The following is a 23198-nucleotide window of genomic DNA, read 5'->3' on the forward strand; positions in this document are numbered from 1 at the left end:
GTGACGTTCGACCGACGTCCGGCCTCGTATCCTCTGATACCTGGGAAAACCCGGACCCCCCCGACCCGCCAAATCAGGTTTTGGCTGCGAGGTCCGATACCCTAGGCAACCGATGATCTCGCGTTCCGACCCTCCCGCTGGTTACGACCTCTACGTCGTCGGCTCTGGATTTTTCGGCCTGACGATCGCCGAGCGCGTGGCTACCCAACTCGACAAGCGGGTCCTCGTCGTCGACCGCCGCCCGCACATCGGTGGTAACGCGTATTCCGAAGCCGAACCCCAGACCGGGATCGAGGTCCACAAATACGGGGCCCACCTATTCCACACCTCCAATAAGAAGGTGTGGGATTACGTGCGGCAGTTCACCGAGTTCACCGATTACCGGCACCGGGTCTTCGCGATGCACAACGGGCAGGCCTACCAGTTCCCGATGGGGCTGGGCCTGGTCTCACAGTTTTTCGGACGGTACTTCTCGCCGGATGAGGCACGAGCGCTCATTGCCGAGCAGGCGGCTGAAATCGACACCGCGAACGCGCAAAACCTTGAAGAGAAAGCCATCTCCCTGATCGGCCGGCCGTTGTACGAGGCGTTCGTCAAGGGTTACACCGCAAAGCAGTGGCAGACCGATCCCGTCGACTTACCGGCTGCCGTCATCAGTCGATTGCCGGTGCGCTACACCTTCGACAACCGGTACTTCAGCGACACCTACGAGGGTCTGCCGGTCGACGGTTACACGGCGTGGTTGCAGAACATGGCTGCCGACGATCGCATCGAGGTCAGGCTGAACACCGACTGGTTCGATGTCCGCGACTCATTGCGCAACCAGAACCCGTCGGCTCCCGTCGTCTATACCGGACCGCTGGACCGCTACTTCGACTACGCCGAAGGCCGACTCGGTTGGCGCACACTGGATTTCGAGGTGGAAGTGCTCGGCGATTGTGGAGACTTCCAAGGCACCCCGGTGATGAACTACAACGACCCCGACGTCCCCTACACCCGCATTCACGAATTTCGCCATTTCCACCCGGAGCGGAGCTACCCGTCGGACAAGACGGTCATCATGCGCGAATATTCGCGGTTCGCCGCCGACGACGACGAGCCCTACTATCCGATCAATACCGAGGCCGACCGCGCCCTGTTGGCTGCCTATCGGGCCAGGGCGAAGTCCGAGACCGCGTCGTCGAAGGTTCTGTTCGGCGGACGCTTGGGCACCTATCAATATCTGGATATGCATATGGCCATTGCCAGCGCTTTGAACATGTATGACAACGTCCTCGCGCCGCATCTGCGCGACGGCGCCCCACTGACGCAGGAAGACGACGCCAAATGACCGCCGTGAGCCTGCTGTCGCGCATCATCCTGCCGCGCCCGGGTGAACCGCTTGACGTGCGAAAGCTGTATCTCGAGGAATCCACCACCAACGCGCACCGGGCGCACGCAACCAGCCGCACCTCGCTGCAGATCGGCGCCGAGTCCGAGGTCTCGTTCGCGACCTACTTCAACGCCTTCCCCGCCAGCTACTGGCGGCGCTGGTCGATCTGCACCGCGGTGGTGCTGCGCGTCGAACTCGCCGGGACCGGACGCGTCGACCTGTACCGCACCAAGGCAACCGGGGCGCGGATCTTCATCGAAGGGCGCGAATTCGCCGGCACGGAGGATCAACCTCACGTGCTCGAAATCGAAGTGGGATTGCGGCCGTTCGAAGACGGGGGCTGGATCTGGTTCGACATCACCACCGACACCAAGGTCACCCTGGTCAGCGGCGGCTGGTATGCGCCCATGCCGGCGCCCGGGACCGCCAACATCGCGGTCGGCATCCCGACCTTCAACCGCCCGTCGGACTGCGCCAACGCGCTCGGGGAACTCACCGCCGATCCGCTGGTGGACGAGGTGATCGGCGCGGTGATCGTGCCAGATCAGGGCACCCGCAAGGTGCGCGACCATCCGGACTTCCCGGCGGCGGCGGCCAGATTGGGTGCCCGGCTCTCGATTCATGATCAGCCCAACCTCGGGGGTTCCGGCGGCTACAGCCGGGTGATGTACGAGGCGCTGAAAAACACTGACTGCCAACAGATCCTGTTCATGGATGACGACATTCGCATCGAACCGGATTCGATTCTGCGGGTGCTGGCCATGAGCCGTTTCGCCAAGACTCCGATGTTGGTGGGCGGCCAGATGCTCAACCTGCAGGAGCCGTCGCACCTGCACATCATGGGCGAGGTGGTGAACCGGTCGAACTTCATGTGGACCGCCGCGCCGCACGCCGAGTACGACCACGATTTCTCCGAGTACCCGCTGAGCGACAAAGAGGACAAGAGCAAGCTGCTGCACCGGCGCATCGATGTCGACTACAACGGCTGGTGGACATGCATGATCCCGCGGCAGGTCGCCGAGGAGCTGGGTCAGCCGCTGCCACTCTTCATCAAATGGGACGACGCCGACTACGGCCTGCGGGCCGCCGAGCACGGCTACCCCACGGTAACGCTGCCGGGTGCTGCGATCTGGCATATGGCCTGGAGCGACAAGGACGACGCCATCGACTGGCAGGCCTACTTCCACCTGCGCAACCGCTTGGTGGTGGCGGCGATGCACTGGGACGGCGACATTTCCGGCCTGGTGCGCAGTCATCTCAAAGCAACGCTCAAACACCTTGCCTGCCTTGAGTATTCGACCGTTGAGATCCAGAACCGGGCGATCGACGACTTCCTGGCCGGGCCGGAGCATATCTTCTCCATCTTGGAATCGGCTCTGCCGGAAGTGCACCGGATGCGCAAGGCCTACCCCGACGCGGTGGTACTCCCGGCCGCCAGCGAGCTGCCGGCGCCGCAGAACATGACCAGCGCGATGAAGCCGCCGGTGAACCCGGTGACCATCAGCTACCGGCTAGTCCGTGGGATCCTGCACAACCTGAAGGCGGCCGACCCGGCGCACCACGAACGGCCCGAGTACAACGTGCCGACGCAGGACGCGCGCTGGTTCCGGCTGTGCACGGTCGACGGCGTCACCGTCACCACTGCCGATGGGTGCGGTGTGGTTTACCGGCAGCGCGACCGGGCCAAGATGATGTCGCTGCTGCTCGAATCGATCCGCCGGCAGCGCAAGCTGGCGCGTCGATTCGACGAGATGCGCCGGGTCTACCGCGACGCGTTGCCTGTGTTGTCGAGCAAACAGAAGTGGGAGACGGTGCTGTTCCCGGCCGGCGCGGCAGCCAACCAAGAGTCACGACATGGCTGAAAACCCGGAGTCACCGCGCGGTGAAGTTGCCGCCATGGTGGCTGTTCAGTCGGCGCTGGGCGGTCGCCCCGGGGTGCTGCCGGCCACCCGGGCGATGTCGCATTTCGGTGAGCACAGCCTCGGGTGGCTGGTGCTGGCGTTGCTCGGAGCGATCTTGTCGCCGACGCGGCGCCGGGACTGGGTGGTGGCCGGCGTCGGTAGTTTTGCTGCGCATGCCGCCGCCGTGCTGGTGAAGCGGGTGGTGCGCCGGCAGCGGCCGCATCATCCGGCCATCACCGTGAACGTCGGCACGCCGAGTCGGCTCAGCTTCCCGTCGGCGCATGCCACGTCGACCACCGCCGCGGCCATCCTGCTGGGCAGGGCGACCGGCCTGCCACTGCCCGCCGTGTTGGTCCCGCCCATGGCGCTGTCGCGAATACTGCTGGGCGTGCACTACCCCAGCGACGTGGCCGCCGGTGTGGCCCTCGGGGCCGGGGTCGCCGCACTGGCCGTTCGGGTGGACAGCGCTGCTGGACAGAGATGGGTGCGATGAGCGACAACGTGACGAAAGTGGCCGGACCGCCGGGAAACTTGGTGACCGGGGTGATCAAGGCGATCCGCCCGCGGCAGTGGGTGAAGAACGTGCTGGTGCTGGCCGCGCCGCTGGCCGCGTTGGGTGGCCCCGACCCCTACGACTACAAGAAGTTGGCGTTTCAGGTCTCGGTGGCGTTCGTGGTGTTCAGCCTGGCTGCATCGGCGGTGTACCTGGTCAACGACGTCCGCGACGTCGAAGCCGACCGCGAACATCCCACCAAGAGGTTCCGGCCGATCGCGGCCGGCGTAGTGCCGGAATGGCTGGCTTACACGCTTGCGGTGGTGCTCGGTGTGGTCTCGCTGGGTGTTTCCTACTGGCTGACACCGAATCTGGCGGTGGTCATGGCCGTCTATCTGGTCATGCAGCTGGGCTACTGCTTCGGCCTGAAACACCAAGCGGTGATGGACATCTGCATCGTGTCGTCGGCGTATCTGATCCGCGCCATCGCCGGGGGTGCGGCCACCGGTATCTACCTGTCCAAGTGGTTCCTGTTGACGGCGGCGTTCGGGTCGCTGTTCATGGTGGCCGGCAAGCGTTACGCCGAACTGCAATTGGCCGAACGCACCGGTGCGGCCATTCGCAAGTCGCTGGAAAGCTACACCAGCACCTATCTTCGCTTCGTTTGGACGCTGTCGGCCACCGCGGTGGTGCTCTGCTACGGGCTGTGGGCCTTCGAGCGTGACGGCCGCAGCGGATCCTGGTTTGCCGTGTCGATGGTTCCGTTCACCATCGCGATCCTGCGTTACGCCGTCGACGTCGACGGCGGCCTGGCCGGAGAGCCAGAAGACATAGCGCTGCGCGACCGGGTGCTGCAGCTGCTGGCGCTGGCGTGGATCGCAACCGTTGGTGCTGCTGTTGCTTTCGGCTAGTCAACGGCTGAAGGCGCTGCAGATCGGTGCTCTGCAGAAGGCCGCCCGCCCTTCGGCGGTCCGCCGGGTCAAGTGGCCGGTGTTTCCCTTCGATCGCAGCGTCCGGGTGAGCCTGTGGCTCAGTGTGGCCCTGGTGACCGTGTTGTTCGGTTGGGGTGCCTGGCAACGCCGCTGGATCGCCGACGACGGCCTGATCGTGCTGCGCACGGTGCGAAACCTGTTGGCCGGCAACGGACCCGTGTTCAATGCCGGCGAGCGGGTCGAGGCCAACACCTCCACGGTCTGGACCTACCTGCTGTACGCGGCGAGCTGGGTGGGCGAGCCGATGCGGCTGGAGTACGTGGCCCTGGCCGTGGCGCTGACGCTGTCACTGCTCGGTGTGGTGCTGCTGATGCTGGGCGCGGCGCGGTTGTACGCGCCGAGTCTGCGCGGCCGCCGGGCGATCATGTTGCCGGCCGGTGCATTGGTCTACATCGCGGTACCACCGGCTCGCGACTTCGCGACGTCCGGCCTCGAAAGCGGGCTGGTGATGGCCTATTTGGGCCTGCTGTGGTGGATGATGGTTTGCTGGGGTCAGCCGCTGCGGGTACGTCCGGAGAACCGGTGGTTCATCGTTGCGCTGGCGTTCGTCGCCGGCTGCAGCGTGCTGGTGCGCCCAGAGCTGGCGTTGATCGGCGGGGCGGCGCTGATCATGATGATGATCGCGGCCCGGAGCTGGCGCCGCCGCGGTTTGATCGTGCTGGCCGGCGGTCTCCTGCCGGTGGCCTACCAGATCTTCCGGATGGGCTACTACGGACTGTTGGTGCCGGGCACCGCCCTGGCCAAGGACGCCGCCGGCGACAAGTGGTCACAGGGCCTGATCTACCTCGCCAACTTCAACCAGCCTTACGCGCTGTGGGTACCCGTCGTCCTGCTGGTGGTGCTGGGCGTGATGCTGATGTTCGCGCGACGCAGGCCCTCCTTCATGCGTCCGGCCCTGGCGCCCGACTACGGGCGGGTGGCCCGCGCGGTGCAGAGCCCCGCCGCAGTGGTGACATTCATGCTCGTCAGCGGCTTGCTGCAGGCGCTCTACTGGATCCGCCAAGGCGGCGACTTCATGCACGGCCGCGTCTTGCTGACACCCCTGTTTTGCTTGCTGGCACCGGTGGCGGTGGTTCCGCTGGCGATTCCCGACGGGAAAGACTTCTCGCACGAGACCGGCTACTGGCTGGCCGGGGCGGTAAGCGTGCTCTGGCTGGGTATCGCGGGCTGGTCACTGTGGGCGGCGAACTCGCCGGGCCTCGACGACGACGCCACGCACGTCACCTACTCCGGAATCGTCGACGAACGTCGCTTCTACGCGCAGGCCACCGGCCACGCGCATCCGCTGACCGCCTCCGACTACCTCGACTACCCGCGCATGGCCGCCGTGATGGTCGCGCTGGACAACACCCCCCAGGGTGCGTTGCTGCTGCCGTCGGGCAACTACACCCAGTGGGACCTGGTGCCCATGATTCCGCCCGGTAGTTCGCCGGCCGTCCCCGCCACCCAAAAGCCGCAACACACCGTCTTTTTCACCAACCTGGGCATGGTGGGCATGAACGTCGGCCTCGACGTCCGGGTCCTCGATCAGATCGGTCTGGCCAACCCCCTGGCCGCGCACACCGAACGCCTGAAGCACGGCCGAATCGGCCATGACAAGAACCTGTTCCCGGACTGGGTGGTGGCCGACGGGCCGTGGGTGAAGTGGCCGCCGGGCATTCCGCCCTACCTCGACCGGCAGTGGGTGGCCGAAGCGGAGGCGGCGTTGCAGTGCCCGGATACCCGGGCGGTGCTCAACTCGGTGCGGGCTCCGATGACGATCCGCCGCTTCATTTCCAACCTGGTGCACTCCTACGAGTTCACCCAGTACCGCATCGATCGGGTGCCGCGCTACGAACTCGCCCGATGCGGCCTCCCGGTCCCGCAAGTCCCGCCGTCCCCACCGCGGGAGTGAGGGCGATCGGGGCATTCGCGCGAGGCACCTCGAATATTTTTTTCCTACCAACCGTGCGCTGTCGCAAGCGCCGGATTCTGCTGCTCCGATGAGATTGACAGCAACATCACATCCGCCCTTTACCAGCGCGCACCGGACGATCGGCACATGCGGAAACGCCGACGTGCGACTCGTTTTCACCGCCGCCCAAGACACAGGATCAACGCCGGATAACGCCGGCAGCGACCTCCTGGAGGAGAGGGGTCGAGGCATGGTGTGGTTGACTACTAAAGCACTGCAGCGCCGCGTGCGTGCAGTCTGACCCAAATCGGGACGCGCCCCCCAAGCACAGCGATGCGCAAGGATGCGCCCAAAAGGATGAGGATGAGGAAGCAAGGATGAAGCTTGTTGACAGGTTTCGTGGCGCCCTGACGGGTACGCCGCGCCGCCTCGCTGTGGGAGCCGTCGGTGCGGCCCTGCTGGCGAGTCTGGTCGGTTTCGTCGGGGGCTCGGCGACCGCGAGTGCGTTCTCGCGTCCGGGCCTTCCGGTCGAGTACCTGCAGGTGCCGTCGGCGGCGATGGGCCGCAACATCAAGGTCCAGTTCCAGAGCGGCGGAGCCAACGCGCCGGCGCTGTACCTGCTCGACGGCATGCGCGCTCAGGAGGACTTCAACGGCTGGGACATCAACACCCCCGCGTTCGAGTGGTACCTGCAGTCGGGCCTGGCAGTCGTGATGCCGGTCGGTGGCCAGTCCAGCTTCTACAGCGACTGGTACAACCCGGCCTGCGGTAAGGCTGGCTGCACCACCTACAAGTGGGAGACCTTCCTGACCAGCGAGCTCCCCGCCTACCTGGCGAGCAACAAGCAGGTCAAGCCGACCGGCAGCGCTGCCGTCGGTCTGTCGATGGCCGGCTCGTCCGCCCTGATCCTGGCGGCCTACCACCCCGACCAGTTCATCTACGCCGGCTCGCTGTCGGCGCTGCTGGACCCGTCGCAGGCGATGGGCCCCTCGCTGATCGGCCTGGCAATGGGTGACGCCGGTGGTTACAAGGCGTCGGACATGTGGGGTCCCAAGGAAGACCCGGCGTGGCAGCGCAACGACCCCTCGCTTCAGGTCGGCAAGCTGGTCGCGAACAACACCCGTCTGTGGATCTACTGCGGTGACGGCAAGCCGTCCGACCTCGGTGGCAACAACCTGCCCGCCAAGTTCCTCGAGGGCTTCGTGCGGACCAGCAACCTGAAGTTCCAGGAGGCCTACAACGGGGCCGGTGGCCACAACGCGGTGTTCAACTTCGACGCGAACGGCACGCACGACTGGCCCTACTGGGGTGCGCAGCTCAACGCCATGAAGGGTGACCTGCAGAGCACGTTGGGCGCAACGCCCGGCGCTGGTCCGGCCACGGCCGCACCCGCCCAGGGTCAAGGCACCTAAACACAAATCACTACTGACGGCGGCGACCCTTCCCGGGTCGCCGCCGTTAGTTATTGGGTCGCCGCCGTCGGCTATTGGGTCGCCGCTGTTAGTTATTGGGTCGCCGCCGTTGGTTATTGGCTTGTGAGCGCCCCTTTATCCGATCGATAGCAGTGTGGTTAGCTACCTTGCGGGCAGGATGCTGTGCGCGCAGCGAAACACCATGGAGGTGCACATGAGGGGTCTGTCGGTGCTGCTACGGCTGTTCGGCATTGCGGTGCTGGCAGTCGCGTTCGGTGGGCTGGCGGCTGGGGGGTCAATCGGTCCGATGGGCACCGCCAAGGCGGCCCCTTACGAGACCCTGATGGTGCCCTCGGCGGCTATGGGCCGCGACATCCCGGTGGCGTTCCTGGCCGGCGGGCCACACGCCGTGTACCTGCTGGATGCCGCCGATGCCGCCCCGGATGTGAGCAACTGGGTCACTGCGGGCAATGCGATGAACACGCTTGCCGGCAAGGGGATTTCGGTGGTGGCTCCGGCCGGTGGTGCCTTCAGCATGTACACCAACTGGGAGCAGGACGGCAGCAAGCAGTGGGACACCTTCCTGTCCAGTGAGTTGCCTGACTGGCTGGCGGCCAACAAGGGTCTGGCACCCGGCGGGCACGGCGCGGTAGGCGCCTCGCAGGGCGGTTACGGCGCGATGGCCCTGGCGGCGTTCCACCCCGACCGCTTCGGCTTCGCCGGTTCACTGTCCGGTTTCCTGTACCCGTCGGAAACGTTCACCAATGGCGCGATCCTTGCCGGGTTGCAGGAATTCGGCGGGGTGGACGGCAACGGCATGTGGGGCGCCCCACAGTTGGGTCGCTGGAAGTGGCACGACCCCTGGGTGCACGAGGCCCTGCTGGCCCAGAACAACACCCGGGTCTGGGTGTGGAGCCCGACTGCCGGCGGCAGCAGTAATCCCGCCGCCATGCTCGGCGCAGCGGATGCCGCGATGGGCACCAGCCGGTCGTTCTATCAGCACTACCGCGAGGTCGGTGGGCACAACGGTCACTTCGAGTTTCCCGGCGGCGGCGACAACGGCTGGGGCTCGTGGGCCGGACAGCTCGGTGCCATGTCGGGCGACATCGTCGGCGCGATTCGCTAACCTGCTGCGCTAACCTCCTGCTCCGCCCCACAGTCCGGCACCCTGAGGGCCGGCTGAGAATCGGCGGACCTGCTCGAATGGGCCGGTACCGTGTACACAGAGGTGAGTCAGGGCGCGACGTGGCGCTCCCGCATCGATGTGCAACCACCTGCCCCATCCGGACTCTGTTAGCGGGAGAACATGGCCAACAACGCCCGTCGTAAACGTCACCGACGCCTAGCCTGGGTAGCGGCCGCGTCGATGGCCCTGGTGGTGGCGCTGGTCATCATCGGCGGGGTGATGCTGCTGCGCCACGAGGACGTGCCGCCCAGCGCGGTGCCCCCGGGTGTGTTGCCGACCGGGCCGACTGGCTCCCACCCGAAGAAACCGCGCCCCGAGTCCCAGGACGCTTCCTGCCCCGACGTGCAGTTGGTCTCGATCCCGGGAACCTGGGAATCGTGGCCGACGGATGATCCGCTGAACCCGACGCAGTTCCCCCGGGCATTGCTGCTCAATGTGACGGGACCGGTCAGTCAGCAGTTCGGCGCGGGCCGCGTGCAGACCTACACCGTCCCCTACACGGCCCAGTTCCGTAATCCGCTGTCCGCAGACGGCCAGATGAGCTACAACGAGAGCCGCGCCGAGGGCACCCGCGCGACCGTCAAGGCCATCACCGACATGAACAACAAGTGCCCCTTGACCAGTTACGTCATCGTCGGCTTCTCGCAGGGTGCGGTAATCGGCGGCGACGTGGCCAGTGACATCGGCAACGGCCGCGGTCCGGTCGACGAGGACCTGGTCCTGGGTGTGACGTTGATCGCTGACGGCCGCCGTCAGGAGGGCGTGGGCAACAACATCCCGCCCAGCCCGCCGGGCGTGGGTGCCGAGATCACGCTGCACGAGGTCCCGGTGCTTGCCGGGCTGGGTCTGACCATGACCGGCGCGCGGCCCGGTGGCTTCGGTGACCTCAACGCCCGCACCAATGAGATCTGCGCCGAAGGCGATCTGATCTGTGCCGCCCCGAAGGAGGCCTTCAGTCCCGCCAACCTTCCGACCACGCTGAACACGCTTGCGGGAGGCGCGGGTCAACCGATCCACGCGATGTACGCCACCACGGATTTCTGGAACGCGGACGGCCAGTCCGCGACCCAGTGGACGCTGAACTGGGCGCAAGGAGTGCTGGACAAAGCGCCTCATCCCAAACACGGGTGACCTTCGCGGCCGAATTATGTAGGTGAGCTATTAGACACACCGCTCGTGCGACGGTAAGAACCGCGATCAGGCGTACCTTGTGATTTGGTCTGCCGCTCACTGCCCCTTAACATTAAGAGAAAATTAAGAGCATGTGGTTGACCCGGTTGGGTCGAAGTTGGCTGCGACACGCGCCGGTGTGTAACGGGCGCAGGTCGGAGCCAAACCGCGCGCAGATCTTTAGTCGGCTATGCCGGCAGCAAACGGACTACCCGTCGGCGGACGCTGACACCTAGAGAGCTTGTAACAGGAGAGGGCCATATGGCGTACCACAATCCGTTCGTCGTGAACGGAAAGATCAGGTTCCCGTCCAACACCAACCTGGTCCGTCACGTCGAGAAATGGGCGAGGGTTCGCGGCGACAAGTTGGCGTACCGCTTCCTGGACTACTCCACCGAGCGGGACGGCATCGAGCGGGACATTCTCTGGTCGGAATTCAGCGCGCGGAACCGCGCGGTAGGTGCCCGGCTGCAGCAGGTCACCCAACCGGGTGATCGCATCGCCATCCTTTGCCCGCAGAACCTGGATTACCTGATCGCCTTCTTCGGCGCGCTGTACTCCGGGCGGATCGCGGTGCCGCTGTTCGACCCGGCGGAGCCGGGTCACGTCGGCCGTCTGCACGCGGTGCTCGACGACTGCACACCGTCGACAATCCTGACCACCACGGAGTCGGCCGAGGGCGTGCGGAAGTTCATCCGTTCGCGTTCGGTCAAGGAACGTCCTCGCGTCATCGCGGTCGACGCGGTGCCGACGGAAGTCAACTCGACCTGGCAAGAGACCGAGGCTGACGAGAACACCATCGCCTACCTGCAGTACACCTCCGGTTCCACCCGCACGCCGACCGGCGTGCAGATCAGCCATCTGAATCTGCCCACCAACGTGTTGCAGACGCTGGTCGCGCTGGAGGGCGCTGAAGGTGACCGCGGCCTCAGCTGGCTGCCGTTCTTCCACGACATGGGTTTGATCACTGCGCTGTGCGCCCCGGTGCTGGGGCAGAGTTTCACCTTCATGACGCCCGCGGCGTTCGTGCGCCGGCCAGGACGCTGGATTCGCGAACTCGCCCGCAAGCCCGGTGAAACCGGGGGAGTGTTTTCCGCGGCGCCGAACTTCGCGTTCGAGCACGCCGCGGTGCGCGGCGTGCCCAAGGAGGGTGAGCCGCCACTGGACCTGAGCAACGTCAAGGGGATCCTCAACGGCAGCGAGCCGGTGTCGCCTTCCTCGATGCGCAAGTTCTTCGAGGCGTTCGAACCGTACGGTCTGCCGAAGACAGCGGTAAAGCCCTCGTACGGACTGGCTGAAGCGACGCTGTTCGTCTCGACCACACCGATGGACGAGGCGCCCAGGGTCATCCACGTCGACCGGGAAGAGCTGAACAAGCAGCGCTTCGTCGAGGTGGCCGCCGACGCTCCGAACGCCGTGGCGCAGGTGTCCGCGGGCAAGATCGGGGTGGACGAGTGGGCCGTCATCGTCGATCCCGACTCGGCCAGCGAGCTGCCGGACGGGCAGATCGGCGAAATCTGGTTGCACGGCAACAACCTCGGTGGTGGCTACTGGGGCAAGGAAGAAGAGTCCGTCTACACGTTCAAGAACATCCTGAAGTCGCGCGTCACCGAGTCACATGCCGAAGGAGCGCCTGACGACGGCATGTGGGTGCGTACCGGCGACTACGGGACCTACCACGACGGACACCTCTATATAGCGGGCCGCATCAAGGACCTGGTCATCATCGACGGCCGCAACCACTACCCGCAGGATCTGGAGTTCACCGCGCAGGAGTCCAGCAAGGCGTTGCGGGTGGGCTACGTCGCCGCCTTCTCGGTGCCGGCCAACCAATTGCCGGCCAAGGTTTTCGACGACCCGCACTCCGGTCTGACGAAGGACCCGGAAGACAGCTCCGAACAGCTGGTCATTGTCGGTGAGCGGGCCGCGGGTGCGCACAAGCTCGAATACCAGCCGATCGCCGACGCCATCCGCGCGGCGATAGCGGTCGGGCACGGGGTGACCGTCCGTGACGTGCTGCTGGTGTCAGCCGGCACGATCCCGCGAACCTCCAGCGGCAAGATCGGCCGTCGCGCGTGCCGTGCGGCCTACATCGACGGCAGCTTGCGCAGTGGCGTTGGCTCGCCGGCGAGCTTCGCGACGAACGACTGAGCGCAAAACCAAAAGGTAATCAATGTCTGACATGAGCGATTTCCAGGAGAACCTGCCCGCCAACGAGACCGATGCTGAGGAGCGGCGCATATCGCCAGCCGGGGATGCTGCAGAGCGAAGCATCACTACGGTCCCCGAGATGCGCCAGTGGCTGCGCAACTGGGTCGGCAAGGCGGTTGGGAAGTCGCCCGACGACATCGACGAGTCGGTGCCGATGGTCGAACTGGGCCTGGCGTCGCGCGACGCGGTGGCGATGGCAGCCGACATCGAAGACCTGACCGGGGTGACCCTGTCGGTAGCTGTCGCGTTCCAGCACCCGACCATCGAGTCGCTGGCCACCCGCATCATCGAGGGCGAGCCGGAACGGCCGGACGACGGCGGCGCTGACGCCGACTGGACCCGCAACGGGCCTGCCGAGCGCGTCGACATCGCGATCGTGGGTCTGTCCACCCGCTTCCCGGGCGACATGAACTCGCCGGAGGAGACCTGGCAGGCGCTGATGGAGGGTCGCGACGCGATCACCGACCTGCCGGACGGCCGTTGGTCGGAGTTTCTCGAGGAGCCGCGCTTGGCCGAGCGGGTGGCCAAAGCCCGCACCCGCGGTGGCTACCTCAAGGACATCAAGGGCTTCGACTCCGAGTTCTTCGCGGTGGCCAAGACCGAAGCCGACAACATCGACCCGCAGCAACGGATGGCGCTGGAGCTGACCTGGGAGGCGCTCGAGCACGCCCGCATTCCGGCGTCCAGCCTGCGCGGCGAGGCCGTCGGCGTGTACGTCGGGGTCACCAACAACGACTACGGTTTCCTGGCTATCTCGGACCCGACTGTCGCGCACCCGTATGCAATCACCGGCAACTCGGGTGCGGTCATCGCCAACCGGGTTTCGTACTTCTACGACTTCCGCGGCCCATCGGTGATGGTCGACACGGCGTGTTCGAGTTCGCTGGTGGCAATGCATCAGGCCGTGCAGGCACTGCGCAACGGCGAGGCCGACGTCGCGATCGCCGGCGGTGTCAACGCGCTGGTCACGCCGGCGGTAACGCTCGGTTTCGACGAGATCGGTGCGGTGCTGGCTCCGGACGGCCGGATCAAGTCGTTCTCCGCCGACGCCGACGGTTACACCCGTTCCGAGGGTGCCGGGATGCTGGTGCTCAAGCGGGTGGACGACGCCCGCCGCGACGGCGACCAGATCCTGGCCGTCATCGCGGGCAGCGCGATCAACCACGACGGCCGCTCCAACGGCCTGATCGCCCCCAACCAGGATGCGCAGGCCGAGGTGCTGCGCCGGGCCTACAAGGACGCGGGGATCGACCCGCGCACCGTCGACTACATCGAGGCGCACGGCACCGGCACCATCCTGGGTGACCCAATCGAGGCGGAGGCGCTGGGACGCGTCGTCGGCAAGGGCCGTCCGGCCGATCGGCCGGCGCTGCTGGGTGCGATCAAAACCAACATCGGACACTTGGAGTCAGCGGCCGGTGTGGCCAGCGTGGCCAAGGTTGTGCTGGCGTTACAGCACGACAAGCTGCCGCCGTCGATCAATTTCGCCGGCCCCAGCCCCTACATCGACTTCGACGCGATGCGCCTGAAGGTGGTCGACCAGGCCACTGAGTGGCCCCGGTACGGCGGCTATGCGCTGGCCGGTGTGTCGAGCTTCGGTTTCGGTGGCGCCAACGCGCACCTGGTGGTGCGCGAGGTGCTTCCCCGAGACGTGGTGGAAAAAGAGGCGCCCGAGCCCGAACCTGAGACGACGCCGCAGGCCGCGGTGGTGTCCGCGGGTGGCGAACTGACCGAAGCGCAGGGCCACTCGCTGCGCTTCGACGAATACGGCGAGATCATCACCGACGACGACCCGGCGGCCGTCGCCGAGGAGGAGCCGGAACTGCCCGGCGTCACCGAAGAGGCGTTGGCGCTCAAGGCGGCGGCGATGGAAGAGCTTGCGACGCAGGAGCTTCCGGCCCCGGTCATTCCGCTGGCAGTGTCAGCGTTCCTCACCTCGCGCAAAAAGGCCGCCGCCGCCGAACTGGCCGACTGGATAGAAAGCCCCGAAGGCCAGGCGGCGTCGCTGGAGTCGATCGGCCGGTCGCTGTCGCGGCGCAATCACGGTCGCTCCCGAGCGGTGGTGCTGGCTCGCGACCATGAAGAGGCCGTCAAGGGCCTGCGCGCGATCGCCGAGGGCAAGCAGCGGCCCAATGTGTTCAGCGCCGACGGACCGGTGACCAACGGCCCGGTCTGGGTGCTGGCCGGCTTCGGTGCGCAGCACCGCAAGATGGGCAAGAGCCTTTACCTGCGCAACGAGGTGTTCGCCGAGTGGATCGAGAAGGTCGATGCGCTGATTCAGGACGAGCTGGGCTACTCGGTGCTCGAGTTGATCCTGGATGACTCGCAGGACTACGGCATCGAGACCACACAGGTCACCATCTTCGCGATTCAGATCGCGCTGGGTGAGCTGCTCAAGCATCACGGTGCCAAGCCCGCCGCGGTCGTGGGTCAGTCGTTGGGTGAGGCGGCGTCGGCGTACTTCGCCGGCGGCCTGTCGCTGCGCGACGCCACCCGCACCATCTGCTCACGCTCGCACCTGATGGGCGAGGGCGAGGCGATGCTGTTCGGCGAGTACATCCGGTTGATGGCGTTGGTGGAGTATTCCGCCGACGAGATCAAGACGGTGTTCTCCGACTTCCCCGACCTGGAAGTGTGCGTCTACGCCGCACCCACCCAGACCGTCATCGGCGGACCGCCCGAGCAGGTGGACGCGATCATCGCGCGGGCGGAATCCGAGGGCAAGTTCGCCCGCAAGTTCCAGACCAAGGGCGCCAGCCACACCCAGCAGATGGACCCGTTGCTCGGTGAGCTCGCAGCCGAACTGCAGGGCATCAAGCCGACGAGTCCGACGTGCGGCATCTTCTCGACCGTGCACGAGGGCAGCTACATCAAGCCCGGCAGCGACCCGATTCACGACGTCGACTACTGGAAGAAGGGTCTGCGGCACAGCGTCTACTTCACCCACGGCATCCGCAACGCCGTGGACAGCGGTCACACCACCTTCCTGGAGCTCGCGCCCAACCCGGTGGCACTGATGCAGGTGGGTCTGACCACCGCGTCGGCCGGCCTGCACGATGCCCAACTGATCCCGACGCTGGCCCGCAAGCAGGACGAGGTCGAGTCGATGATCTCGGCGATGGCTCAGCTGTACGTGCACGGTCACGACTTGGACGTGCGGACTTTGTTCACCCGGGCCTCCGGTCCCGAGGATTATGCGAACATCCCGCCGACCCGGTTCAAGCGCAAGGAGCACTGGCTGCCCGCGCACTTCTCCGGCGACGCCTCGGTGCTGATTCCCGGCAACCACGTCGCGCTGCCGGACGGCCGCCACGCCTGGGAGTACGCGCCGCGGGATGGTCAGGTCGACTTGGTCGCGTTGGTGAAGGCGGCGGCGACGCAGGTGCTGCCGGACGCGACGCTGACAGCAGCCGAGCAGCGCGCGGTGCCCGGCGAGGGCGCCCGGTTGGTGACGACGATGACGCGGCACCCAGGCGGCGCCTCGGTGCAGGTGCACGCCCGCATCGACGAGTCGTTCACGCTCGTGTACGACGCGCTGGTGACGCGGGGCGGGACCGAGTCGGTGCTGCCGGCCGCAGTGGGTGTCGGCACGGCCGTTTCGGCAGCCGCCCCGCTGACCAACGGTGAGACCACCGGCGCTCCCGTCGTCGACGACGATGACGCCGACACGTTGACCGACAGCCTGACCAACCGCTACCTGCCCTCGAGCGTGGGCAGATGGTCGCCGGACTCGGGCGAGACAATCGCCGATCGGTTGGGCACCATCGTGGCGGCAGCTATGGGATACGAGCCCGAGGACCTGCCGTGGGAGGTCCCGCTGATCGAGCTCGGACTGGACTCGCTGATGGCGGTGCGGATCAAGAACCGCGTCGAGTACGACTTCGACCTGCCGCCGATCCAGCTGACGGCGGTGCGCGACGCCAACCTGTACGCCGTCGAGAAGCTGATCGAGTACGCGATCGAGCACCGCGACGAGGTCGAGCAGCTGCACGAGTATCAGAAGACCCAGACCGCCGAGGAGATCGCGCGGGCCCAGGCCGAGCTGCTCAGCGGTGCATCGCCGGCCAGCCTGGCGGCCCCGGCGCCGGACCCGCAGGCCGAACCGGAGACGCAGCCGGCTCCGCCCCCGCCGCCCTCCGATGTGCCGATCCCGCCGCCGCCGACCAACCCGCTGGGTCCGTCGGCCGCAAACGGCGGCGGCGCGCAGGCCCCGGATCTGAAAGGGGCTGCGGAGGCGCTCAACCAGGAGGCGGTCGCGCAAGCGCTCAACTCCGACGTGCCACCGCGCGACGCCGCCGAGCGGGTCACGTTCGCCACCTGGGCGATCGTCACGGGCAAGTCCGCGGGCGGCATCTTCAACATGCTGCCCAAGCTGGACGAAGCCACAGCGGCCAAGATGGCGCAGCGGCTTTCCGAGCGTGCCGACGGTCCGATCAGCACCGAGGACGTGCTGAGCGCGCAGAACATCGAGGCACTGGCCGACAAGGTGCGCCAGTACCTGGAAGCCGGCGTGATCGACGGGTTCGTGCGTACCTTGCGCCCCCGTCCGGAAGGCAGCTCCCGGGCCCCCGTCTTCGTCTTCCACCCCGCCGGGGGTTCGACGGTGGTCTACGAACCGTTGCTCAACCGGTTGCCCGCCGACGTGCCGATGTACGGCTTCGAGCGGGTCGAGGGATCGATCGAAGAGCGAGCCGCCCAGTACGTCCCGAAGCTGATCGAGATGCAGGGCGACGGGCCCTACATTCTGGCCGGTTGGTCGCTGGGTGGGGTGCTGGCCTATGCGTGTGCGATCGGGCTGAAGCGGCTGGGCAAGGATGTGCGGTGGGTCGGCCTGATCGACGCCGTGCGCGCCGGCGAGGAGATCCCGCAGACCAAGGAAGAGGTCCGCAAACGCTGGGACCGCTACGCGAAGTTCGCCGAGAAGACGTTCAACGTCACCATCCCGGCGATCCCGTACGACGAGCTCGAGCAGCTGGACGACGAGGGTCAGGTCCGGTTCGTGCTGAACGCCGTCAGCCAGAGCGGCGTGCAGATTCCGGCCGGAATCATCGAGCACCAGCGCACGTCGTACCTGGACAACCGGGCGATCGACACCGCAGTGATCCAGCCGTTCGATGGGCATGTCACGCTCTATATGGCCGATCGATACCATGACGACGCGATCATGTTCGAGCCGCGGTATGCCGTCCGCAAACCCGACGGCGGCTGGGGTGAGTACGTGTCCGACCTTGAGGTGGTGCCTATCGGTGGCGAGCACATCCAGGCCATCGACGAGCCGATCATCGCCAAGGTGGGCGAACACATGAGCCGTGCGCTGGACGAGATCGCGGACGAGTCGGACAAAGTGGACCAGGTGAGGTAGGCGACCAGTGACGGATTTAGCTCCGGACCCAGCTCCCGTCGTGCATTCGACAGCCGAGAAGCTGGCCGAGCTACGCGCTCGTCTGGAGCTGGCCAAAGAGCCCGGCGGCGAGAAGGCTGCCGCCAAGCGCGAGAAGAAGGGCATTCCGAGCGCCCGCGCCCGCGTGCACGCGCTGGTCGACCCGGGCACCTTCTTCGAGATCGGGGCGTTGTGCAAAACCCCGGGTGATCCCAACGCACTGTATGGCGACGGTGTGGTCACGGGGCATGCGTTGATCGACGGCCGTCCGGTCGGGGTGTTCTCGCACGACCAGACGGTGTTCCAAGGCACCGTCGGCGAGATGTTCGGCCGCAAGGTCGCCCGGCTGATGGAGTGGTGCGCGATGGTCGGCTGCCCGATCATCGGTATCCAGGACTCCGGCGGGGCTCGCATCCAGGATGCTGTCACCTCGCTGGCTTGGTACGCCGAACTGGGCCAACGCCACGAGGCGCTGTCCGGAGTGGTACCGCAGATCTCCCTTATTTTCGGCAAGTGCGCCGGGGGAGCGGTTTATTCGCCGATTCAGGATGACCTGCTTGTGTCGGTGCGCGACCAGGGTTACTTCTTCGTCACCGGCCCCGACGTGATCCGGGAAGTCACCGGTGAGGACGTCACCCTGGATGAGCTCGGCGGTTCGGACGCGCAGGCCCGCTACGGCAATATCCACCAGGTCGTGAACTCCGAAGCCGAGGCATTCCAGTACGTGCGGGAATTCCTGTCCTTCCTGCCGTCCAACTGCTTCGGCAAGCCGCCGATCGTCAATCCCGGACTGGAACCGGAGGTCACCCCGACCGACCTGGAACTGGACGCGATCGTGCCGGACTCCGACAACGCGGCCTACGACATGCATGAGATCCTGCTGCGCATCTTCGACGACGGAGACTTTCTGGACGTCGCTGCCCAGCACGGGCCCGCGATCATCACCGGCTATGCCCGGGTCGACGGACGCCCGGTGGGCGTCATCGCCAATCAGCCGATGCACATGTCCGGCGCGATCGACAACGAGGCGTCCGACAAGGCGGCGCGATTCATCAGGTTCTGTGACTCGTTCCAGATTCCGCTGGTGTTCGTAGTGGACACGCCCGGGTTTCTGCCAGGCGCCGAGGAGGAGAAGCGGGGCATCATCAAGCGCGGCGGCCGGTTCCTTTACTCGGTGGTCGAGGCCGACGTGCCGAAGGTGACGATCACAATCCGCAAGTCCTATGGCGGTGCCTACGCGGTGATGGGGTCCCGGCAGCTGACTGCCGACTTCAACTTCGCCTGGCCGACGGCGCGCATTGCGGTGATCGGCGCCGAGGGGGCCGCGCAGTTGCTGATGAAGCGCTTCCCGGATCCCACCACGCCCGAGGCGCAGCAGATCAAGAAGGACTTCATCGAGGGTTACAACCTCAACATGGCGATTCCGTGGACAGCCGCTGAGCGCGGGTTCATCGACGCGGTGGTCGACCCGCACGAAACCCGTTTGCTGCTGCGTAGGTCGCTGCACTTGTTGCGGGACAAGCAGAATTGGGCCCGGTTGGCGCGCAAGCACGGCCTGATCCCGATCTAGTAGCTCGGGGTGCTCGCGGCCGGCGCGCGTGCTCGCAGGCTCCCGGCCCGCGAGGCTCGCCGAGTGTGCAACTGGCGACGCGACACGCCGGTGCACCGTCGGCTGACGCACACTCGACGTCAAGTGACTCGCGAAGGCGACTTGTGGCCCCGTTTGAGCATGATTCGGGTGCGGCTACCACTCCTCGCCGATAGTTAGCGCCCCGTCGACCAGTTCGTCGAAGCGCTCCAGCCCCTCGTCGGAATCCGTGTCGATCCCGCGCAGTGGCCCGTGATCGGCGAGGTACCGCCGCGCGTACAAGCGCGCCAGGAGCGCTTTGCGCTCACCGCCACGCGTCTCGCGCTCCCATGCCGCCTGCTCGGTGAGCAGCGCACCGGCATACACCTCGCCCATGAACTGCGCCAACGGGAAGAGCCGCGCCTCGGCCACCGCGCCGTCCAATTTCTCCCATGCCGTGATCGCGGCGTCCAAATCCTCGATTCTCTCGACGACCAACTGGGTGGTCTCGTCGTCGTCGGACACCGAGACCGCGTCGCGCATCCGGCCCAGTAACGCCTCGTGGGCACGGGACTGCACAATGCCGCGCCGCACGTCCAGGCACAGGATATTGTCCGGGCCCTCCCAGATGGTGTTGACTTGCCCGTCGCGCAAAAGCCTTGCCACCGGCCAGGTTTCGATGTAGCCGTTGCCACCGTGGATCTCGATCGCATCCGATGCCGCGGTGATGCCCAGTCGCGCGACCTTCAGCTTTGTCACCGGAACCGCGATGCGCTGTCGGATGCCGCGAGGCTGGCGGTGGTTGGTCGCGCCGGTGCAGTCGAACACCATTGCCTGCGCGGCCTCGACGTCGACGACCATTTCCGCCAGCTTGCGTCGCATCAGTGGCTTGTCGATCAGCGGACCGTCGAAAGCACGTCGTTGCCGCGCGTAGCACAACGCCTCCACGAGCGCGCGGCGCGCGTTGGCCAGCCCGAACAGCGCAATCCCGAGACGCGCCGCGTTGGTCAACTCCATCATCCGTCCCAGGCCCTTGCCGTCAGACGGGCCCGCGTCGGTGGACGGTTCCCCGGACAGTAGAAAAGCCTCGGCGTCAACGAACTCGACCTCACCGGACGCGACCGAACGAGTGCCCAGTTTGTCCTTCAGTCGGCGCACGCGCACGCCGTTGCGGGTGCCGTCGCGGCGGGTGCGGAGCACCAGGAAGTTGGCGACGCCGCGGCTCGAATCGGGTGCACCCTCGGGCTTGGCCAGGACAACGAACGCCTCCCCGGCGCAGTTCGATGCGAACCACTTGAAACCGTTCAACAGCCAAGCGTCCCCGGCCCGGCGAGCCGTCGTCTCCAATGCGCCCAGGTCCGACCCGCCGGTCCGTTCGGTCAGCAGTTGCGCTGTCTCGCCGGCCCACTCACCGGAGTCGAACTTCCCCAGCACGTAGTCGCGCACGTCAGCCGGCGCATATGCGGCGACCAACGACTGGACCATGCCGCCGCCGGTTCCCAGCGCGCACCCCATCCCGATGTCGGCCTGATTGAGCAGATAGTTCGACGCGAACACCGACAGTGACGAGCGAAACCCCGCGCCGCGTACCGCGTCGCGCAACTCCTGTTGCGCATCCAGCACGGCGCGTTTGGACTGCGTGAACGACGGGGGCATGACGACCCGGCTGATGTCGTGGCCCCACCGGTCGTAGCGTTCCAGCCGCGGCGGGTTGCGGTCGGTCTCCTCGGCCCAGCGCGCCACCGGCCCGCCCATCAATTCACCGATGCGGTTCAAATGCGGTTCGACCACCGCGAGCTCGTCGGGCGTGAGGTAGTACGCCATGGTGAACTGCAGGGTGGGATCCGTCCGATACCAATTGAGTCCTGTTGCCCCGGAATAGCTTTCGGTGCGGTAGCGCTGAGACTTCTCCTGGGTGGAGAACGGCAGCCGGTCGACGGCCTCCAAGTCGTACTCGGTCATGCCGCGACGGTATTACAGTTTCACCCGATCCCGCGTTAGACCGGGGCCACAAACTCGGACGTGAAAAACTCCGCGGGCGCCTGATTGTTGGGATTCGGTGACTCGACGATCACCCACACACCGGTCGTGCCGGACTGAATCGGTGCCGTGATCGTGACGGTCGCCTGGCCGGTCGCGTCGGTGTCCATACCGGTGAAAGTGGTGCCTGGATCCCCGGGACCGCAGGTTGCCGACGACGGCCGGGGAAGCTGTATCAGACCGACGTCGTAATGGGCGCCGGGGCTGTTTGCGATGACCATGTGCACGTCTGCGACCACCGACGAGCCTGAGGAGCTAATTTGAGCGGTGCCGCGGCCCACTAACGCGCGTGGTCGTTGGATCGCGGTTGGGACGAGACTGAAATCGCAATTCCGCAAGTCCGGATTGAGAGGCACCGGTGAAGTCGCGGTGGCCGCACCGGCCCCCAGTACCACTGTCGCGCCGGCCGAGACCGTCATTGCCGCGATAAAGATCCTCGAGCGGGCTAGTGCGCGCATCTGCTCACCATTCCTTTGAAATGAGTCCCTAAATCGAGATATTGACAGAATCTACTCGAATAAACCAGATCAGGGGAGCGAAAGCCCGGGCGAAATGAGGCCTAATCCCGGTTTGGTCGATCTCTATTGGAATTTCTTCAGCGGCAACATATTTCACGCGATACTTGCAGCCGGCGGCGGGATATTATTGCTTTGAATAAGTAATTTAATTGGAAACCGAAGAGCGACTATCGGTTTTCGGAGAGAACGAGATAATCGGTTAACGCGTTACCCACCGCGATCGCACCCAAAGCTGTCGGGTGCAGTGGCACGCTGTCGTCGTCGGTGGTGACGTAGCCCTCCACATATCTTTCGCCGGCTGGGGCGCACATGTCGTGTCCCTGCGACATCGCTCTGGTGTCGAAGAACTCGATCCTCTTTTCGGCGGCGAGATGTGCCTGCCGATCGGCGAGTTCGTCGACCTTGGCTTGCAGATAGTTCGCGTCGGGGGGCAACAGCGGCTGGTCGGGGAAACAACCGCCGGGCCGAACGAACATGCCGTAACCGACCATGATGATCCGTGCCCTGGGCGCTGCGGTGCGAAGCTGGTCGATCATGTTGGCCCACACCGGTACCTGTGCGGCGATGGTGCTCGACAGCCGATCTTCGTTGGCGACGACGAATTTGGTGCTGCAGGGCTTCGGGTCGGCCGTCCTGACCTCACACGACTCGGCGTCCCCGGCCAGCCCGACATCGTTGGCGCCGATGGTGATGGTGATCAGGTCGGTCGGCGGGCCGATCATATTCAGCTGACGGGGGATCAGACCGTGGTCCGTCTGCTGGTCGCGGTCGACGACGTCATCGGTGGTGGCGCCGCTGCAGCTGACGTCGTGGAACGCCGACGCGTCGAGGCGCCGGGCCAGCACGGACGGGTAGTTATTGGTCGAGCGGTGGCAGCCGCGCGGCAGCGCAGGTTCCGCGACACCGGGCGCGGCCGCGAAAGAATCACCCATGGCGACGTAGTTCGGCCGCGCGACCGAGCCCGGGCCGGCGGGCGGCGCAGCAGCGCATCCCGCGCACACCAGACCGACCGACACCAGACCGACCGACACGGCAATGCCCAGGCGGCTCAAGGACATGCCA

At 66.1% G+C, this 23198-nt stretch carries 14 protein-coding genes; 11 read left to right on the top strand and 3 right to left on the bottom strand.

What is annotated here, in order from left to right; translation table 11 throughout:
* The first annotated feature begins 112 nt into the window (after window positions 1-112).
* From glf to A5636_RS06130, 11 genes are all read left to right on the top strand, one after another.
* Complete coding sequence (gene glf, locus A5636_RS06080; RefSeq protein WP_065157806.1) at window positions 113-1330, top strand: UDP-galactopyranose mutase; 1218 nt, start codon at window positions 113-115, stop codon at window positions 1328-1330.
* On the top strand, window positions 1327-3234 hold the full coding sequence (locus A5636_RS06085) for a glycosyltransferase (RefSeq protein ID WP_065157807.1): 1908 nt from the start codon (window positions 1327-1329) through the stop codon (window positions 3232-3234). Before glf ends, A5636_RS06085 begins: the two co-directional genes overlap by 4 nt.
* Entirely contained in the window at window positions 3227-3766 is a 540-nt protein-coding gene (locus A5636_RS06090; protein WP_065157808.1) for a phosphatase PAP2 family protein, read from the top strand. Before A5636_RS06085 ends, A5636_RS06090 begins: the two co-directional genes overlap by 8 nt.
* Window positions 3763-4677, top strand: a complete 915-nt coding sequence (locus A5636_RS06095; protein ID WP_065157827.1) for a decaprenyl-phosphate phosphoribosyltransferase — start codon at window positions 3763-3765, stop codon at window positions 4675-4677. The genes A5636_RS06090 and A5636_RS06095 overlap by 4 nt, the downstream gene beginning before the upstream one ends.
* Complete coding sequence (gene aftB / locus A5636_RS06100; protein ID WP_081287632.1) at window positions 4664-6652, top strand: terminal beta-(1->2)-arabinofuranosyltransferase; 1989 nt, start codon at window positions 4664-4666, stop codon at window positions 6650-6652. Before A5636_RS06095 ends, aftB begins: the two co-directional genes overlap by 14 nt.
* A 377-nt stretch (window positions 6653-7029) precedes the next feature.
* A complete protein-coding gene (gene ag85A / locus A5636_RS06105; protein WP_065157809.1) occupies window positions 7030-8064 on the top strand; it encodes a diacylglycerol acyltransferase/mycolyltransferase Ag85A in 1035 nt (344 codons plus the stop codon).
* Between the two features lie 214 nt (window positions 8065-8278).
* Complete coding sequence (locus tag A5636_RS06110) at window positions 8279-9190, top strand: esterase family protein (RefSeq protein ID WP_081287633.1); 912 nt, start codon at window positions 8279-8281, stop codon at window positions 9188-9190.
* Between the two features lie 180 nt (window positions 9191-9370).
* Window positions 9371-10381, top strand: coding sequence for a carboxylesterase Culp6 (gene culp6 / locus A5636_RS06115; protein WP_065157810.1), 1011 nt, complete (start codon window positions 9371-9373; stop codon window positions 10379-10381).
* 300 nt (window positions 10382-10681) lie between these two features.
* Window positions 10682-12571, top strand: coding sequence for a long-chain-fatty-acid--AMP ligase FadD32 (gene fadD32, locus A5636_RS06120; RefSeq protein ID WP_065157811.1), 1890 nt, complete (start codon window positions 10682-10684; stop codon window positions 12569-12571).
* 22 nt (window positions 12572-12593) lie between these two features.
* On the top strand, window positions 12594-17993 hold the full coding sequence (pks13, locus tag A5636_RS06125; RefSeq protein WP_065157812.1) for a polyketide synthase Pks13: 5400 nt from the start codon (window positions 12594-12596) through the stop codon (window positions 17991-17993).
* A gap of 7 nt (window positions 17994-18000) precedes the next feature.
* A complete protein-coding gene (locus A5636_RS06130; protein ID WP_065157813.1) occupies window positions 18001-19581 on the top strand; it encodes an acyl-CoA carboxylase subunit beta in 1581 nt (526 codons plus the stop codon).
* Between the two features lie 174 nt (window positions 19582-19755).
* On the opposite strand, the gene A5636_RS06135 is transcribed toward A5636_RS06130, so the two are convergent.
* The 3 genes from A5636_RS06135 to A5636_RS06145 form a co-directional block, all read right to left on the bottom strand.
* The gene (locus tag A5636_RS06135) at window positions 19756-21540 is read right to left on the bottom strand and encodes an acyl-CoA dehydrogenase family protein (RefSeq protein WP_065157814.1); all 1785 of its coding nucleotides are present in this window, start codon (window positions 21538-21540) and stop codon (window positions 19756-19758) included.
* 35 nt (window positions 21541-21575) lie between these two features.
* A complete protein-coding gene (locus tag A5636_RS27110; RefSeq protein ID WP_253900512.1) occupies window positions 21576-21857 on the bottom strand; it encodes a hypothetical protein in 282 nt (93 codons plus the stop codon).
* Window positions 21858-22303: 446 nt separating this feature from the next.
* A complete protein-coding gene (locus tag A5636_RS06145; protein WP_081287629.1) occupies window positions 22304-23194 on the bottom strand; it encodes an SGNH/GDSL hydrolase family protein in 891 nt (296 codons plus the stop codon).
* Window positions 23195-23198 lie beyond the last annotated feature (4 nt).

Source organism: Mycobacterium asiaticum (genome assembly GCF_001673315.1).
Lineage (GTDB): Bacteria > Actinomycetota > Actinomycetes > Mycobacteriales > Mycobacteriaceae > Mycobacterium > Mycobacterium asiaticum_B.